This window comes from Sphingomonas jinjuensis, from assembly GCF_014197105.1.
Lineage (GTDB): Bacteria > Pseudomonadota > Alphaproteobacteria > Sphingomonadales > Sphingomonadaceae > Sphingomonas > Sphingomonas jinjuensis.
The window spans coordinates 139,516-156,499 of record NZ_JACIEV010000006.1; the positions used below are offsets into that span (position 1 = coordinate 139,516).

Consider the following 16,984-nt stretch of genomic DNA (forward strand, 5'->3'; position numbering starts at 1 on the left):
GCTAGCTGCCGAGACGGCGTGGACGACCGGAAGTGGGTCGTTTGCTCCGTCTAACGGAAAGCGATTGCGAGCTAACGCCGGACCGATGCGACTTCTCGACCGTTTAGCCGGCGCCTCGCTTCCGCTAGATGGACATACCAGACATGCCTGACCACTCGTCGTCCCCCGTATTGCAGCCCGTGAAGATCGGCGACCTTTCGCTGCGTAACCGCATCGTCATGGCACCGCTCACCCGCAGCCGATCCGACGACGACGGCGTTCCTCCCGCCTTCGCCGCCGACTATTACGGGCAGCGCGCCGGGGCGGGTCTTATCATCAGCGAGGCGACGAACATCTCGCCGCAGGCGGTCGGCTATGCGCTAACGCCTGGTATCTGGAACGATCGACAGGTCGAGGCATGGCGGCCGATCGTGCAGGCTGTGCACGACCGCGGTGGCCTGATCTTCCTCCAGCTTTGGCACACCGGTCGCATTTCGCATCCCGATCTGCAGGGCGGCGAGCCGCCCGTAGCACCCTCGGCTATCAAGCCTGTTGGGCAGGCGTTCACCAAGGACGGGATGAAGGACCACGTCACCCCGCGCGCGCTTGAGACGGACGAGATTCCCGGGATCGTCGAAGATTATCGCCGCGCTGCCGCCAACGCGAAGGCGGCGGGCTTCGACGGCGTCGAGGTTCATTCGGCCAACAATTATCTGCTCGAACAGTTCGTCCGTGACAGCACCAACCAGCGCACCGATCGCTACGGCGGATCGATCGAGAACCGCTTGCGCTTCCCGCTCGAGGTGGTCGACGCGGTCGTTGACGTCTGGGGTGCGGGGCGCGTCGGCATCCGCCTTTCGCCGGCCACGACGATGCCCGGCGAGACCCCGCTCGACAGCCAGGTCATGGACACCTTCGGCATCTATATCGACGCGCTGTCGCAGCGCGGCCTGCTGTATGTTCACGATATCGAGGGCGTGACGCAGGAGACGCGCGATGCGGACGGCGTCGACTTTTCGGCACTCCGCCAGCGGTTCGATGGTGCCTATATCGCCAACAACCAGTACACGCTCGACCTCGCGGAAACGGTGCTGGAGAAGGGTGACGCCGACCTTTTCAGCATGGGGCGACCGTTCATCGCCAATCCCGACCTCGTCGAGCGCCTGCGCACCGGCGCGCCGCTGGCCGAGGCACCCAAGGCATATTGGTATGGCGGCGGGTCGGTTGGTTATTCTGACTGGCCGGCGATGCCCGGCGATCGCGACTGAGCCGAAGGAGAACGGGCCGATGGTACGGATCGATCGCCGGCAGGGATTGTGGATGCTGGCCAGTGGGCTCGTCGCGGCGACGGCGCTCGGCGCGCGGGCGGCGGCAAGGGCCGCGCCATCGGCTCGGATTGGCGGAACGCTGGCGCTGGTCGAGAAGGGGAGGGGGCGGGTCGCCTTCTACGCGTTGCCCAGTGGCACACGCATCGGCATCGTGGCGCTCGGCACCCAGCCGCACGAGATCGTCGCAGATCGCCGCGGACGTTACGCCTTTGTCGGCCATTATGGCGTTGAGAGCTGGAAGGCGCCGGGTGCGGGCGGGAGCGAGCTGTGGATCATCGATCTTGCACAGCGTACGCTCGCCCGGACGATCGATCTGGCGCCGTTCGGGCGGCTGCACGCTGTCCGCGTCGACGATGCCGGCCGGCTGTACGTCCTGTCGGAGAAGGACAGCATGCTGATCCGATTTGACGATCCGGTGCAGGACAAGGCGCCCTCGCGGCTGATACCGGTCGGGGGGGCGCGTAGTCATTACTTCGTCGTCCGCCGCGACGGTGCGCGCGCCTATGTCGCCGACACGCTGAGCGGCGCGGTCATCATGGTCGATCCCGAGGACATGGGCGTCGCTCCGCTGCGCCGGCGGATCGGCACCGCGCCCGAGGGCATGACCCTCAGCCACGACGAGCGGACGCTCTACGTCATCGATCGGCCGAGCGGTACGATCCACGCGCTCGACGCCACGACGCTTGAGGAACGCGCACGACGGACGATGCGTGGCGAGGCGGTGCGCGTGATCGCGCAGGCGGACGGCCGGTTGATCGTGTCGAACCTCGCGGACAAGAGCCTGTCGCGGCTCGATCCGGTCACGCTCGCCGAGGAGGCGCGGCTGCCGCTCGGCGCCGGCGCGCCGGGGCTTAACCTCGCGGGCGACATGCTCTACGCCTCGCTCGAAAACGACCACGTAGCGATCATCGACCTTCGCACCTGGGCGATTGCTAGCCGGTTCGCCACCGGTGCAGCCCCGGATGCCGGAGTGGTCTTGTGACTGTCTGCGACATGGGAGAGCTTGTCGCTCCACTGACCGACTAGCGGATGACATTGAAGGCGCGACCGGACCATTATGTAGCCGTGCAGAGCGCCAGGAAAGTCCCACCCTTCGTCGTTGGAAGCGATGGGCTGCGCCCGACTGGGCAATTGACCAAGCAGATGAACGAACGACCGTAGTTGGGCGGTGCCTAAAAGCAGCTGAGTGTCGGTTAATGGGTCTGCTCAGACCTTGGTCCGCACCGCTAGCTCGCGGGCAGTCGCCTCACGCATCAACCAAGAACCTTGTCGAGCGCGGCGGCTATAGCGTCCATGCCGGCCTGGTTCGGGTGATATGGGACGGGCGTGGGCCATCCGGGATTGGCTGCGGGGTGGAAGCCGGCGACGAAAGGCTGCGGTGCGCATGCGTCATGTCTTTCGCCGACCAGCGTTGAGCGCACGACGTCAACGCCATTGCGCTTGGCGGCGCCGCCGATCGCCTGGGCAAGCCGAATCGCTACGCCACGCATCCGCGCCGCGTCGGCCGGCGTGAGCGGAACCGCCGCGCAGTTGCCGGGGCCGCTCGCCGGGATGGCGGGTAGATAGCCGACGAGGACGATCCGGGTTGCAGGGGCGCGTTGCCGTACGGCAGCGACCACGCGGTCGAGCGAGGCGGGAAGCGCGGCGAGCCGGGCCTCGACGTCGCCGGCGTCGCGGACATGGCAATCTACGCCGCCAGTATCGCGGCAGGTCAGCCACCCGAGAGTGCCGATATAGTCTATGTCGTTGCCGCCGATCAGGATCGTCACCAATCGTGTGTCGGAGGTCACCGCCGCGATCTGTGCGGGGAAGCCGTGCTGGCCATGGTCAAGGATATTGGCAGTCGTTGCACCAGAACAGGCGGCGTCGACCAGTCGTAGTCGGCGACGTGCCGCCACTTGCCGGGCATAGTTGGACATCGACCGCGCACAGGCGCCGCTTGTCGGATCGGGTACGCCCACGCCGGGCCCGGCGGCATAGGAACTGCCGAGCGAGACGTAGCGGCTGCCGACGGGTAGGTCGGCGGATGCAGCGGCAGCGAGCGCGGCGATCAGGGGCAGGATCAAGCGGTCCTCCTGCGGGTTCAGCGGCACTACGGCTGGCCCCGCTTCCCCGTTGGGCCGTACCGCGATCGTATCACTATCGGCGTCGAACAGCACGTCATAGGCGTAGAAGGGGAGCGTGCCCGCATGGATGGTGACCCGGTCGCTGCCGCCGGGCTTGAACGTGGCTTGCGCACCATGCGCCCTGTCGCCGGTCACGAAGCCGAGCGCCGGCGGCGGACCGCCGCGCTTCGGGGCGAAGTCGATCCGTGCCCGGCTTCCCTCCTGCCACCGCGGCGGCGCCGACGCATCGAGCACGGTCAGCCCCGGCGCACCGGTATCGAGCAGGGTCGGACCGCATAGTCGCTCCGCCCCGGGGATGGCGAGCGAGACGCAGCCTGCAACGGTGCCGCGCGGATTGGCCGCGCCCGGCTGCAGCGGCACGAAGCCGGCAAGGTCACGCGCGTCGGGATTGAGGACCAGCGCACCCGCGCCACCGCCGCGCTGAGGCAAATGGACGATCCAGCGACGGACGCCCAGCGCCCGGAACGGGTTGTCCACGCGTCCCGACATCAACCGGATGCCGATGATCGCGGGAAATCCTTGCCCCGGCTGTCCGGACCCCATCAGGCCATAGGCATTCGGGGACACGCGTGCGGCGGGACAGTCGGGCTGGTGGGCCACGCACGTCACGTGATCGATCGCCTGGATTGCCACGCGCCCGCGCGCGCCACCGATCGCGACATCGGCCTCGACGCGCCGGCCGTCGAGTTCGACGCCGCTGCCGTAGGAATAGGTTTCCGCCTCGCCACCCGGCGCGACCCGTGCCCGGGCCGCGGCACGGGGCAGCAGCCGCAACCCGGTCGAGCCGGTATCGAGCCCCGCCATCATCGGCGCGCCATTGACGACGACCTCGATGACGTAGCGCGGCGTACCCACCGGGCGGATGTCGACCTCGTGGATCGGGACGATGCTGCGCGGCGTCTCTTGCGCCTGCACGCCCGTCGCCGTCACAAGGGCGGCGGCGGCAGCCATCAGCACCCACTTCATGGCATTATCGCCTGCATCTTGGCGAGAGCCGCCTTCGATCCCGCGAGCGCCTGCCCGACCAACCGACCCTTTTGAGAGGTTGGATGGAGAACATAGGCTTGGGACCAACCGGCGATCGACGCGTTCGAAAACCCCAGCGCCGCTAGCCGGTTGCCGACTGCATCGGCCGATCGGAAACGCCGCGCCCCTTCCGCGCCCATCACCGCCGGATCGGGAACGAGGCTGTAGTCGCCATTGCCGATCGAAGCACCGGGCCGGCAATTGACCAGCGCCGCCGTCTGCTGCCCGCCGGCCATCCGCGGGACGCATGACCCGCCATGGGCGCAGAACGACAGCCCATTTGCATCGCGGCGCATGATCGTCACGGGTAGCACCTTTCCGGCAGGCCAGTGATTGCCCATGTCGTCGGCGACGGGGCGCAACATCCGGATCCTGCATTCGGGAACGCCTTCCGCGTGCGCAGTGCCGGCGATGGTGAGCACGAGCGCCAGAGCAGCTGACTTCATCGATTGCCTCCTGATTGATGCACGCCCGCTCGCACGGGCGCGTCACCGGGTGATCACGGCACAACGGTCCGGCGTAACATTTTGTAACGCGGCTTGCTTCGCTCCTCAGCCGGGCGCTTGATGCGACCATGCCTGACCGGCCGCTGATCGCCGTCTGCGAGGATGATGCGGATATCCGCGAACTGCTCGCCGCCTTTCTCGCGGCGAATGGCTTCGCGGTCGCGACCGCGCGTGACGGGGCGGCACTCGATGCCGTGCTGGCCCAACGCATGGTCGCGCTCGTCGTGCTCGACTGGATGCTCCCTGGTGAAGACGGCCTGTCGCTCTGTCGCCGGATCCGAGCGGGCGGCGGCCCGCCGGTCGTGATGCTGACCGCGCGCGCCGAGGACGGCGACCGGATCGCGGGGCTCGACGGCGGCGCCGACGACTATGTGTCGAAGCCGTTCAACCCGCAGGTCCTGCTCGCCCGCATCCGTGCGGTGCTGCGCCGTGGAGCACCGGTCGAGGGCGAGCGGCTGATCCTCGCCGATCTCGCGATCGACCCCGCCGCGCGGCGCGTCCACATCGGCGACGCCGAGCTGTCGCTGACCGCCGCCGAGTTCGACCTCTTGCTCAGCTTTGCGCAGGCGCCGCAACGCGTCCTGTCGCGCGAGCGGCTGCTCGACCTGACCCGGGGCCGCGCCGCCGATGCGTTCGACCGTTCAATCGACATGCAGGTCAGTCGCCTGCGCCGGCGGCTTGAGGAGGCGGGCAGCGAGGCTGCAGGCCTGATCCGCACGGTGCGCAACGCCGGCTATATCCTCGCGGCTGCGGTGCGCCGCGGATGATCCGCCGGCTCGATCTGTTCGGACGGCTGATCCTCATCCTTCTCGGCGCGCTCGTCCTGCTCGGCACGCTCGGCGTCACGCTATTCTACGTGCGCGAGCAGCATCGCCCGCCGTTCAGACAGGCCCCGTTCCCGCGTCTCCAGCTCGCCGCCGGCATCATCGATCTTGCCGCGAGTGAAACTCCGAACCGGCTGCCGCTGGTGTTGCGCGGCGCGAACGGGCTCGATGTCGTGACGAGGATCCTGTCCGCCGAACCGTCGACCCCCGACCTGCGCTACGCGCCGCGGCTCACGGCGCGTCTGCGCAGCTTCATCCGCAGCGGCACCTCGGTTCGGGCCTATGTCAGCACGGTCTTCATACCGCGCGCCCGTTCGTCGGGGGTCGAGGGTTTTCTCGCCCGCGCATCCGCCCGGCTGCCCGATGGCCGGGTGATCGTGATCGACACGAATTCGACCGGCGACAAGGACGCGCCGCGCTTGCTCGGCTGGCCGGCGAGCCAATGGATGGGGGCCGCGGCGACGTTGGTCGTGCTGCTCGCGCTCTGGGGTACCGCGCGCGAGACACGACCGCTACGGCGCGTCGTCCAGGCGATGCTCGCCTTCGACGGCACGCGGGTGACGATCGCCGGCGCCCCGTCAGCCGCCGCGGACATTCGCCGGACCAGCGAAGCCGCCGCGGCGATGCAGGAGCGTGTCGTGACATTGCTCGGCGAGCGCGCGCTGATGATCGGCGCGATCTCGCACGACCTGCGCACCGTGCTCACGCGAATGCGACTGCGGGTCGCGGCACTGGGTGACACGGCCGCGCGGACGCCGCTCGAACGCGATCTCGAGCGGATGGACGCGATGCTGTCCGACGCGCTGGCCTTCGCGCGCGGGACGGCGACCGGCCCCGAACGCCTGCCGGTCGACCTTGCCGACATCGCCGCTAGCGAGGCGGCGGAGCGCGACGCCCGTGGCCAGTGGGGCACCATCGACCTCGCGCTCGACGACGCCCCCTGTCTCGGCGACGCGCTCGCGCTCCGCCGGGTCGTCGCCAACCTCATCGACAACGCCATCAAATACGGTGGCGGACGCGTCGTAGTGACGACGGGCTCGGCCGCCGATCGCGCCTGGCTGGCGGTCGAGGACGATGGGCCGGGTATCTCGCCCGATCAGCGCGCCGAGATGCTCCAGCCCTATCGCCGCGGCGAGCAGGCGAGGCGGGCAGGACTTGCCGGATCCGGCCTGGGTCTCGCCATCGTCCAGCAGATCATCGGGGGGCATCACGGCATGATAGCGATCGGCGCTTCGACCTATGGCGGTGCACAGGTGACGATCAGCCTCCCGCTGGATGCATGCGCGCCGTAGCACCTCAATCGATCTCGAGCGCGCGCAGCGTGCCCGCTACCGCGATCGACAGCGGCGTCTGCGGCTCTTCGCCGAGGAACGCGACGAGCTTGCGGTTGTCGAGGCGCAGGGGGACGCGCCAGAGATGACGCATCCCATACAGTCCACGCAGCGTCTCATTGAAGAGGCCGAGGACGGCGAACAGCGGCCATGGCAGCGGCTTCACGCTCGTCTCTGGCCGGCCGACCGCCCTGGCGATCGCGTCGACCATAGCCGTGCCGTCGGCGTCCCACACCCCCTCGGCATGGAAGCGCGCGAACGGCTCCAGATCGTCCTCGCGATCGAGCAGTCGCGCGATCGTCTCCGCGGCGTCTGGCAGATAGGTCCAGCTATGGCCGACGCCCCTGCGGCCCGGATAGGTGATCGAGGCGAGCCGCCGACCGGGCGTCACCAGCCCCTGGCTGAACCAGTTGTTGCCCGAACGCGGTCCGAAGAAATCGCCGAAGCGAACGATCAGCACCCGGCCCCCGCGATCGACGGCGCGGGCGAGACGCTGCTCCAGCTCGACGCGGAGCCGTCCCTTTTCGGTCGCCGGATGCTGTGGCGTGTCCTCGGCGACGTCGACCGGCACGTCGGCCCCGTAATTGTAGACGGTGCCGGGCAGCACGATGCGGGCGCCGATCGCTTCGGCGGCCGCGATGGTGCTGTCGATCATCGGCAGGACCAGCTCGCCCCAGCCGCGATAGGCGGGCGGGTTCACCGCGTGGACGATTACATCCACCCCTTGCGCTGCACGCAGGACGTCGGCCGCGACCATTGCGTCGCCATGCGCCCACGCAATGCCGCGCAGGCGCTCTCCCGATGCTGCGGCCGCCCGCTTCGGATCGCGCGTCATCGCCACGACCTTCCAGCCGTGCCGCAGCAGCGCCGCCGCCGTCTCCCCGCCGATGCCGCCTGTCGCGCCCAGAACCAGCGCGGTTTTGATCTGCTTCATGACCATTCTCCTTCGGGAGGGATTTGGCCTGCTCGGCGATCGAAGATAATTGACGAACTGCGTTTAGCTGCTGGAGAATTTTCGATGAAGAGGATCGACTGGGAGGATCAGCGCGCCTTTCTCGCCGTGCTCGAGGAAGGCAGCCTGTCCGCCGCCGCGCGCCGGCTTGGCGTGACGCAGCCGACGATGCGAGCCCGGCTTGAGGCACTGGAGCAGGCGCTTGGAACGGTGCTGTTCACCCGATCGGTCCGCGGGCTGGTCCCGACTGAGCAGGCCCGATCGCTCGGCGCCGCGGCACGGGCGATGGCGCGCGCGTCGGAGGCATTCGTTCGCGCGGCCTCCGCTCCGCCGGATCGCGTCGCGGGGCGGGTCAGGATCAGCGTTCCCCACTTCATCGGGCAGGAGGTGCTGCCGCCGATGGTGGCGGAGCTGCGTCGGCGACATCCCGATCTCATCCTCGAGATCGAACTGAGCGATGTCGTCGCCAATATTCTCGAACAGGAGGCGGACGTCGCTGTCCGTATGCAACAGCCGTTGCAAGGGGCGCTCATCGCCCGCAAGGTGCCGCCGATCGAGCTCGGCTTCTTCGCGCATGTCGATTACCTCGCCAAACGCGGCCGACCCGACACCGTCGGGGACCTTGACGACCATGATCTCATCGGCCCCGATCGCCACCGGTACGACCTCGCCATGCTGGAGGCGCACCGTAGCGACATCCCACTCGAGCGGTTCGTCGCCCGCGTCGACAGCCACCCGGCCCAGCTGGCGCTCATCCGCGCCGGCGTCGGCATCGGCGTGACGCAATGCGGCGTGGGCAGGCGCGACCCGTCACTCCGCCAGGTCTTGCCGGGGGTAGACCTGCCTCCACTGGAGACCTGGATCGTCACGCATGAGGACTTGCGACCTCTCCCGAGGATTGCCGCCGTGTTCGATTATTTGGTCGGCACATTCGACAAGCTAGCGACTACGTGATGTGATCCCGCTCGGCAGCCGGTGGCATTAACAACGCTCTAGACGACCGGCGTCAGGACGGCTCAGAGTGTCAGAAGTCAGCGCCAAATTGGCTGCGATGCCAGACGGCTGAACCCTCCTGTTCATTCCACCATCTGCGATCCGTTCAAACTTGCCGATATGAACAAGCGTCCGCTTTCGGCAAGTCGAAAGACGCCGTCGGATGACCGCTTCTGGGTCAAGCTGGTCGATCGCAGCCTCTACGATCCGTGTCGGCTGCCATACGGCGCATAGCAGCGATCACGTCACCATGATGGATGGGTTTGGAATAGAACTCCGCGCGGACCGGCAGGTCGAGGTCGGCCTTGGCAAAGGTGGCGGCGGTCAGGATGATCTCGATCGGCGGCCATCGATTGCGAATCGCAGCGGCGATCTCGATCCCCTTCACGCCCCTTGGCATGTCGAGATCGATATAGACGATCCGGATGTCTGTGCGGGTCTCAAGGATGCTGATCGCCTCATCGACGCTGGTTGCCTCGACGGGAATGAAACCCGCCCGTTCGACCATATCGGCGACCTCGATGCGGAGCACCGGCTGATCCTCGATGATGAGAACAGGCAAAGGCCCGATCGGTTGTGACTGACCCATGACGTGGCTGATCGACTTAACCCTGGATGATCTGGTGAAGCGGCGCGCTCATATCTGCTGTCAGCCCCTCGGTATCATAGTGAAGCTTAACGCCTCCCGACCCGGTAAGACCCATGCGGATGATGCGTGATCCGAAACCACGGTGGGATGGTTCAACCGCCGTTGGACCACCGCGTTCCGCCCAACGCATGTCGAGGATCTCGACGTCGTCGCGGCGAGATATCATCCAGCTCAGCGTGACGCGGCCATCGGGCACGCTCAACGCACCGTGCTTGGCGGCGTTAGTCGACAGCTCATGCAGCAGCAGCGACAGCGACATGGCGGTGCGCGAGCCGATCCTGACCTCCGGTCCCGAGATGGTGATGCGGGCAGTGTCGAAGGAGGCCAGTGCCGCCTCGGCGATCTGTCGGAACCCTGCCGCGGACCAGGATCGTGCCAGCAGCACGTCGTGCGCCGATGCCAGCGCCTTTATCCGGTTGCCGAACTCGGTGGCCGCGGCATCGCTGGCGGTGCGCGCCAGCGTCGCATTGGCGATCGCCTGCACCACGCTGAGCGTATTCTTGACCCGGTGCGCCAACTCGCCATTGAGCAACGCCTCCTGCGCCCGTGCCCGCCGCTGTTCGATGGCGACATGGACGCGGTAGGCGACATCCCGGACGAACTGCACCTCGTCACTGGTCCAGTCACGGGCTGCGACGGTGCTGACGTAGAGCATCGCCACGCAGACGCCCTGCTGCATCATGGGGATATTGACGAAGGCGCGTGCGCCGCGCGCCTCCAGCGCAGCGGCTTGGTCGCGCGTACGGGCATCGGAGCGACAGTCGCGAACGACAACCGTTTCTCCGGCTTTCAGATCATCGATGAGCGAACTATAGTCGCGAAGGCGTAGCGTTCCGCTGAGGCTGAGGGCAGGTTCCGCTGTCCAATCGCGTTCGACCGTGATCGTTTCGGCCACGGGGTCGATGTCGCCATAACCGACGAGCTCGACGCCTAGCGTCTCCCCAAGCACGGCACTCGCCAACGGGCCCAGATCCCCGGTTGGTTCCTCGTCCAGTAACCGGTCACTGAGGCGGATCAGGGCCGCCTGTCGCCGTTCGCGCAGCACACGATCGGTGACCTCGGTGAAGATGATCGTGAAATGATCGTCTCCGGCGTGCTGCATCACCCCGTCATACCAGCGGCCGAGCGTCCCGACCTGGCGCGTGAAGCGGACCGGCTCGCCCGTTTCCACCGCGGTCACGGGTTCGAAAACCCACGCGTCTTCGATGCCAGGAAAAATTTCCCGGATCGTCCGTCCGACCGCGCAACCGCGCTCGATACCGACAAGGTCGTACCAGGCGTTGTTGACCTCATCATACCGCCAGTCGACGATCCGGCCTGCCTCGTCGCGGACAAGCTCGCCGAGGACGAAGCCCTCGCGCAGCGTCTCGAAGATGGTGCGCCACTTCGCCTCGTTGCGGGCGACGGCATCCTCGGTTCGGCGACGCTCGGTCGTGTCGGCGATGAGCATCGCTACACGGCCATCGGCGACCGGAAACAGGTGCGCGTCGTACCAGCGCCCGAGCGGCTTCGCCTCGCCTTCGAACCGCACCGGCTTGCCGGTTTTGGCGACGTGTCCATAGGCATCATGCCAATGCTGTTCGATGCCGGGTGCGACCTCGTTGGCCCAGCGTCCCACGGCATCGGTCAGTCCCGTGTGACGCTCGAACGCTGGATTGGCTTCGACGACCCGGTGATCTACCGGTGCGCCGTTCGCATCGAACTTGACCTCGCTGATGCAGAAGCCAGCATCGATATTCTCGAAGATGGCCCTGTACCGCGCTTCGCTGGCCCGCAGATCGGCTATGGCGGCGTCACGCTGTCGTTCGACCAGCACCCGGCCGGTTGTCTCAAGCGTAACGTTCAGCAGGCCTGCGACACGCCCCTGTTCATCGTGGATCGGCGAATAGGAGAACGACCACCACGTGTCCTCCGCATAGCCGTTGCGGGTCATCAGGAGCGGAAGGTCTTCGAACGTGCATGTTTCGCCCGCGAAGGTACGCTCGACCAGCGATCCGATCTCGCCCCAGACGTCCGGCCAGACTTCTGCCATAGGCATTCCAAGCGCCTGCGGGTGGCGGCTCCCCAGGATTGGCGCGTAGGCATCGTTGTAGAGCAGGGTGCGGTCCTTGCCCCATGCAATGCACATCGCATGGCCGGACCCCAGCATCATGTCGACCGCAGTGCGCAGGCTCTGCGGCCAATTGTCGACGGGCCCAAGCGGTGTCGAAGCCCATTCGGCGGCTCGGGTGAGATCCATCATGAGAGGAAGCGTATCGACCAGGTACGGGCTTCTAGTGTCTGATACGTGGGTCGTCACGCTGGCCGTTATCCATGCTCGGCATGGCCCCGTGCCATCCTGAACTGCAGATTACCGACCATTTGGATCAAAACCAAGGTTTTGGCGTGGCCGATGTAACAGCGTCATTGGACGACGCTGGCCGACACGCGCCTCGTTACCGCCGGGTCTGCCAAGTGATCGACTTGCGGAACACGCGGGACAGCTGCTCGATTGAGTAGGGCTTATGCAGCAGCTCGAAGCCATGGCGGCCGTTCTGCGCCAGCACATGACTGTAGCCGCTGGTCAGGATCACCGGCAGCCGCGGATGGCGACGGCGGACCTCCTGCGCCAGTTCTAGGCCCGACATGCCGGGCATCACCACGTCCGAGAAGACGATGTGGAAACGGCCGCAATCCTTCTCCAGCTCGGCCAGCGCCTCATCGCCGTTGAGCGCCAGGATCGTGTCGTACCCCAGCTCGCGCAGCGCCTGGGTCGCGAACTCGCCGACGCTGCTGTTGTCCTCGACTACCAGCACGCATACGCCGTCGCCCGTGACGGCGACGGGTTCGTCCTCTTCCGCCGCCGCGCGACTGCCATCGATCGCGACACGCGGCAGATAGAGGGTGAAGGTGGTGCCGCCGTGCTCGCCGCTTTCGACCCGGATGTCTCCGTCCGACTGCTTGGAAAAACCGATCACCTGGGAGAGGCCCAGGCCCGTGCCCTTGCCGACGCCCTTGGTGGTGAAGAACGGCTCGAAGATGCGCGCCACGTTCTCGGGCGAAATGCCGCTGCCAGTGTCACTGATCGTCACCGCGACATAGTCGCCGGCAATCGGCGGATGCAGCCGGATCTCCGGGATACCCGACACGGGACCGACGACGATGGTGAGATCTCCCTCGCCGTCCATCGCATCGCGCGCGTTAATGCTCATGTTGACGATGGCGGTGTCGAACTGCCCCTTGTCGGCCAGGACGTAGCAGGGTTCTTCGGGCACGACCGTGTTGATGACGATGCGCGAGCCGGTGAGCGTCCGGACCATCGATACCAGGTCAGCGACACTCTGACCGCAATCGAACGTCTCGGGCTTGAGCGCCTGCCTTCGCGCGAAGGCGAGCAGCTGTCCCGTCAGTTTGGCCGCGCGGTCCGCGGTGTCGCCGATCGCGTCGATGTATTTTGCACGGCGATCGTCGCTGAGGTCGGGGCGGCGAAGGAGATCGACCGAACCACGGATGACGGTCAGCAGATTGTTGAAGTCGTGCGCGACCCCGCCGGTGAGCTGGCCGACCGCTTCCATTTTTTGAGCCTGGCGTAAGGAATCTTCCGCCAGCGCCAGTCTGTCCGTCTGGGCGCGCTCACCGGTGATATCGCGGGCGCTGGAGTACAGCTTTCCCTCGAACGGCACGGCGACCCACGACAGCCAGCGAATTTCACCGTCTTTCGTCCGGTAGCGATTGTCGAACCGCATCACCGGATTGCCGTCGCGCACCTCTTCGAAGGCCGCGGCACTGGCAAGCTCGTCGTCCGGCATCAGAAAGTCGGAGAACGGCGATCCTTCCAGCTCCTGTGCGGTCCAACCGAGGACTATCGTCCAGGCTGGATTGACGCGGTCGAAGCAGCCCGTGCGCAGATCGATCACCGACAGCAGTTCCGACGTGACTGTCCACGTCGTCGCCCGCTCGCGTGCGCGCGCGACGATCTGTGCTTCGAGGTCGCTGTTGAGCGCCCTCAGCTCGGCCTCGCGCGCCGCCAGTTCGCGCTCGTGCACGATCTTGGCGGTGGTCTCGGTCGCGATGTTAAGAAAGCCGGCGATTGCGCCGTGATCGTCGCGGAGCGGACTGTAGGCGAAGGTCCACCACGTTTCTTCCGGATGGCCGTGCCGTGTCATGGTGAGAGGCAGGTCTTCATGCCCGACCGGCGTTCCGGCCATTGCCGACGCGGCGAGAGATTCGATGTCAGGCCAGACTTCCGCCCAGACCTCGCTCAAGGGCTTCCCCAGGGCGGAGGGGTGCCGTGAACCGAGGAACGGCACATAGGCGTCGTTGTAGAAGAGCGTCAGCTCCGGCCCCCAGCCGACGCACATGGCGAATTGCGAAGATAGCATCATGTCGAGGATGGTTTCGAGCGAACGCGGCCAATTCGCGCGGGCGCCCAGAGACGTCGCCGACCAGTCACAAGCGTCCGTCAGGCTACGGAGATCGGAACCTCTGCCGTCATTGCCCTGATCGTTCCTGCTCATTCCCGGCCTCACCTGGTTTCAGGACCAGAGCGGCCGATTACCAAGAAGGTGATTTGTAGCCCTTTTGCATGTTCGGTAAACCGGTGGTCTGGAAGTATGACCCACCGGCCGGCGATAACGCTGAACGAACGACCGGTTGCGGGCGCTGCCTTGAAGCTCCTGAACGACGGAATTTGGGCCTATGCTGCCTTCATCGCGCAATCGGGCCGTCCAGCGGGTGGAGCATCACCTCGTCGCGTCGAGAATCACGGCGACTGTCTCCTCCGGCGTGTCCCACATTGGGAAGTGCCCGCTACCATCAAACCAGTGGAGCTCGGCGCCGGGAAAGGCTGCCTGCGCGCGCGCAGCCTGTTTGGGGAGGCAGAGCCGGTCGTGCCTGCCCCACCCGATGACGACCCGGCCGGTGCCGGCAGCGGCGGGACCGGACTGCTCAGGTCCCGTGGCAAGGCTACGAACCAACGCATCGAACGTAGGCGTTTTACTGAGACCTTCCAGCTCGGTCGCGACGGTCTCCCCGTCAAGCGCCCAAGGACGCGCGGAAAGCTGAGCGAGTAGCGTCGTGCGCGACGCTGCGTTCCGGCTCAACGCCGGCAGGCCCGGCCGGATGGCCCGCAGCAAGCGACCGGAGGCGCCGATGGTGGTTCTGAAGAAGGTGCGCTCCCAGCCTCGCCAGAAGCCACCAGGATCAAGCGCGACCACGTTGCCGACGAGTCCGCGCCGCGCGAGTTCAAGCACAATCCGCGCGCCCATCGAACTGCCGACGACATCGACGCCAGACAAGCCAGCCTCCGCGATGTAACGCTCGACGCTGCCGACCAAACCATCAAACGTCCCGCTGTCGGATTCGGCAAGGGTAGCCCCATGGCCGGGAAGGTCGACCGCGATGACCTTCCGCGAGGTGCTGAGTGGGTCCAAGACGGTGCTCCACGATCGCCAACTCCCGCCCAGGCCGTGGATCAGAAGCAGCGTGCGACCAGTGCCGCGCTCAATCGTGTTCATGTCGTCATCGCCTCGTCGTTGCGAGAAGCTCAACGCGAACGGTCGCATCGCGGGCCCCGCCTTTATCGGCTGACGGGCGGTGCAAATCGGCTCCTATTCCCACGCCGAAAGGCGGTGGGGCCGGGTAAGGCTACCTGTTCAACAAAAGGGTCTTTGGCATGAACAAGCGACCGCTTTCGGGCAGTGTCTGCCTCACTGCGAATGTCGGCTTCTGGGTCAATGTGGTGCCAATCCCAACTCGACGCCGGTCTTGTCGTGCAACGCGAAGCGGTCGACGAGATCGGCGCTGGCCTGGTTGTAACCGATCACCTCGACGTCACGTCCGTCGCGGCGCAGGCGGGCGACGATCTTGTCCAGCGCGGCGACGCCGGAAATATCCCAGAAGTGCGCGTGGGTCACATCGATCACCACGCGTCGCGTCGGCCCCTCCGCCCGGAACGCGCGGGTAAACCGGTCGACCGAGGCGAAGAAGATCTCACCGGCGACGCGATAGGTCGCCTCGGCGCCGTCGGCGGTTTCCTGGCGCTCGACGGAGAACATCCGCCGCACCTTGCCCGCGAAGAAGATGCCGGACAGCAGAACACCGGCGAGGACGCCGAGGGACAGATCGCGCGTCGCGACGACGACCACGACCGTCGTCAGCATGACGACCGACGACGTCGGCGGATGACGACGCAGGTTGGCGATCGAATTCCAGCTGAAGGTGCCGATCGACACCATTATCATGACGGCGACGAGCGCCGGCATCGGCACGCGCCCAACATAGGGGCCAAGCACCGCCAGCAGGAACAGCAGGAAGCCGCCGGCGACGAAGGTCGACAGGCGGCCGCGGCCGCCAGACGTGACGTTGATGACCGACTGGCCGATCATCGCGCAGCCGCCCATGCCGCCGAAGAGGGCGGCGACCATGTTCGCTCCGCCCTGGCCGGCGCACTCGAGCCGCTTGTCGCTGTCGGTATCCGTCATGTCGTCGACGATCTGCGCGGTGAGCAGCGATTCGAGCAGGCCGACCGCCGCCATCGTCAGCGAGTAGGGCAGGATGATCCGCAGCGTGTCGAGCGTCAGCGGCACGTTCGGGAGGGCGATGCTGGGCAGCCCTTCGGGCAGCTTGCCCATGTCGCCGACCGTATGGACGCCCAGGCCCATGCCGATGCTGATTGCGCTCAGGACGAGGATGGCCACCAGCGGTGACGGCAAAGCCGTGGTGACGCGCGGCAGACCGTAGATGATGACGAGGCCGGCAGCCACCATCGCATAGCTATCCCATCCCACGTTGGTCAGCTGCGGCAGCTGCGGCATGAAGATCAGGATGGCGAGCGCGTTGACGAAGCCGGTGATGACCGAGCGAGAGACGAACTGCATGACGAGGTCGAGCCTCAGCATACCGGCCCCGATCTGGATGAGCCCCATCAGGATGGTGGCGGCGAAGAGGTATTCGACGCCGTGCTCGCGGACGAGCGGGATCACCACGACGGCGACCGCCGCAGTCGCCGCGGAAATCATGCCGGGCCGGCCGCCGACCAGCGAGATCGTCAGCGCGATGGCCACCGACGCGTAGAGGCCCACGCGCGGGTCAACGCCGGCGATGATCGAGAAGCCGATCGCCTCGGGGATGAGGGCGAGCGCGACGACGATGCCTGCGAGCACGTCGCGGCGGGCGGCGGTGCCGTCAGTGAACCACTGGCGGCGGTAGGAAGCGAGATCGAATGTCATCAGAAATCCACATCAGGGCACATGGCGCGGCGGGGCAGCGCGGTCGGATTGCATGTGTGATG

At 66.6% G+C, this 16,984-nt stretch carries 13 protein-coding genes and 1 other annotated feature (1 of these 14 cut by a window edge); of the genes, 5 read left to right on the top strand and 8 right to left on the bottom strand.

The window, feature by feature from the left end; all coding sequences use genetic code 11:
* Positions 1–143: 143 nt before the first annotated feature.
* Positions 144–1,247: an alkene reductase gene (locus tag GGQ80_RS11525; protein WP_183984922.1), complete on the top strand. Its 1,104-nt coding sequence runs from the start codon at positions 144–146 to the stop codon at positions 1,245–1,247.
* 19 nt (positions 1,248–1,266) lie between these two features.
* Positions 1,267–2,289 carry a YncE family protein gene (locus GGQ80_RS11530; protein ID WP_183984924.1) on the top strand — a complete coding sequence of 341 codons (1,023 nt, stop codon included), beginning with the start codon at positions 1,267–1,269 and terminating at the stop codon, positions 2,287–2,289.
* Positions 2,290–2,560: 271 nt separating this feature from the next.
* Here GGQ80_RS11530 and GGQ80_RS11535 read toward each other — a convergent pair whose 3' ends face one another.
* Together GGQ80_RS11535 and GGQ80_RS11540 are read right to left on the bottom strand one after the other, a co-directional pair.
* Positions 2,561–4,399 carry an SGNH/GDSL hydrolase family protein gene (locus GGQ80_RS11535; protein WP_183984926.1) on the bottom strand — a complete coding sequence of 613 codons (1,839 nt, stop codon included), beginning with the start codon at positions 4,397–4,399 and terminating at the stop codon, positions 2,561–2,563.
* A complete protein-coding gene (locus tag GGQ80_RS11540) occupies positions 4,396–4,905 on the bottom strand; it encodes a hypothetical protein (RefSeq protein ID WP_183984928.1) in 510 nt (169 codons plus the stop codon). The genes GGQ80_RS11535 and GGQ80_RS11540 overlap by 4 nt, the downstream gene beginning before the upstream one ends.
* 128 nt (positions 4,906–5,033) lie before the next feature.
* On the opposite strand from GGQ80_RS11540, the gene GGQ80_RS11545 reads away from it, so the two are divergent.
* Both GGQ80_RS11545 and GGQ80_RS11550 read left to right on the top strand, forming a co-directional pair.
* A complete protein-coding gene (locus GGQ80_RS11545; RefSeq protein WP_183984930.1) occupies positions 5,034–5,732 on the top strand; it encodes a response regulator in 699 nt (232 codons plus the stop codon).
* A complete protein-coding gene (locus GGQ80_RS11550) occupies positions 5,729–7,081 on the top strand; it encodes an ATP-binding protein (protein ID WP_183984932.1) in 1,353 nt (450 codons plus the stop codon). The genes GGQ80_RS11545 and GGQ80_RS11550 overlap by 4 nt, the downstream gene beginning before the upstream one ends.
* A gap of 4 nt (positions 7,082–7,085) precedes the next feature.
* Here GGQ80_RS11550 and GGQ80_RS11555 read toward each other — a convergent pair whose 3' ends face one another.
* Positions 7,086–8,054, bottom strand: coding sequence for an SDR family NAD(P)-dependent oxidoreductase (locus tag GGQ80_RS11555; protein ID WP_183984934.1), 969 nt, complete (start codon positions 8,052–8,054; stop codon positions 7,086–7,088).
* Between the two features lie 84 nt (positions 8,055–8,138).
* Here GGQ80_RS11555 and GGQ80_RS11560 point away from each other — a divergent pair, with 84 nt between their 5' ends.
* On the top strand, positions 8,139–9,026 hold the full coding sequence (locus tag GGQ80_RS11560; RefSeq protein WP_183984936.1) for a LysR family transcriptional regulator: 888 nt from the start codon (positions 8,139–8,141) through the stop codon (positions 9,024–9,026).
* Between the two features lie 217 nt (positions 9,027–9,243).
* Here the strand turns inward: GGQ80_RS11560 and GGQ80_RS11565 are convergent, their stop codons facing one another.
* From GGQ80_RS11565 to GGQ80_RS11585, 5 genes are all read right to left on the bottom strand, one after another.
* The gene (locus GGQ80_RS11565) at positions 9,244–9,627 is read right to left on the bottom strand and encodes a response regulator (RefSeq protein ID WP_246347029.1); all 384 of its coding nucleotides are present in this window, start codon (positions 9,625–9,627) and stop codon (positions 9,244–9,246) included.
* 43 nt (positions 9,628–9,670) lie between these two features.
* Positions 9,671–11,956, bottom strand: coding sequence for a PAS domain-containing protein (locus tag GGQ80_RS11570; RefSeq protein ID WP_183984940.1), 2,286 nt, complete (start codon positions 11,954–11,956; stop codon positions 9,671–9,673).
* Between the two features lie 193 nt (positions 11,957–12,149).
* A complete protein-coding gene (locus GGQ80_RS11575) occupies positions 12,150–14,210 on the bottom strand; it encodes a hybrid sensor histidine kinase/response regulator (protein ID WP_221364348.1) in 2,061 nt (686 codons plus the stop codon).
* Between the two features lie 225 nt (positions 14,211–14,435).
* A complete protein-coding gene (locus GGQ80_RS11580) occupies positions 14,436–15,257 on the bottom strand; it encodes an alpha/beta fold hydrolase (protein ID WP_246347030.1) in 822 nt (273 codons plus the stop codon).
* A 168-nt stretch (positions 15,258–15,425) separates the two neighbouring features.
* Complete coding sequence (locus GGQ80_RS11585) at positions 15,426–16,922, bottom strand: SulP family inorganic anion transporter (RefSeq protein ID WP_183984942.1); 1,497 nt, start codon at positions 16,920–16,922, stop codon at positions 15,426–15,428.
* 60 nt (positions 16,923–16,982) lie between these two features.
* Positions 16,983–16,984, bottom strand: a sequence feature (sul1 is cis-regulatory element that is thought to sense ions involved in sulfur or methionine metabolism; They are found in Alphaproteobacteria) (it continues 54 nt past the right edge of the window).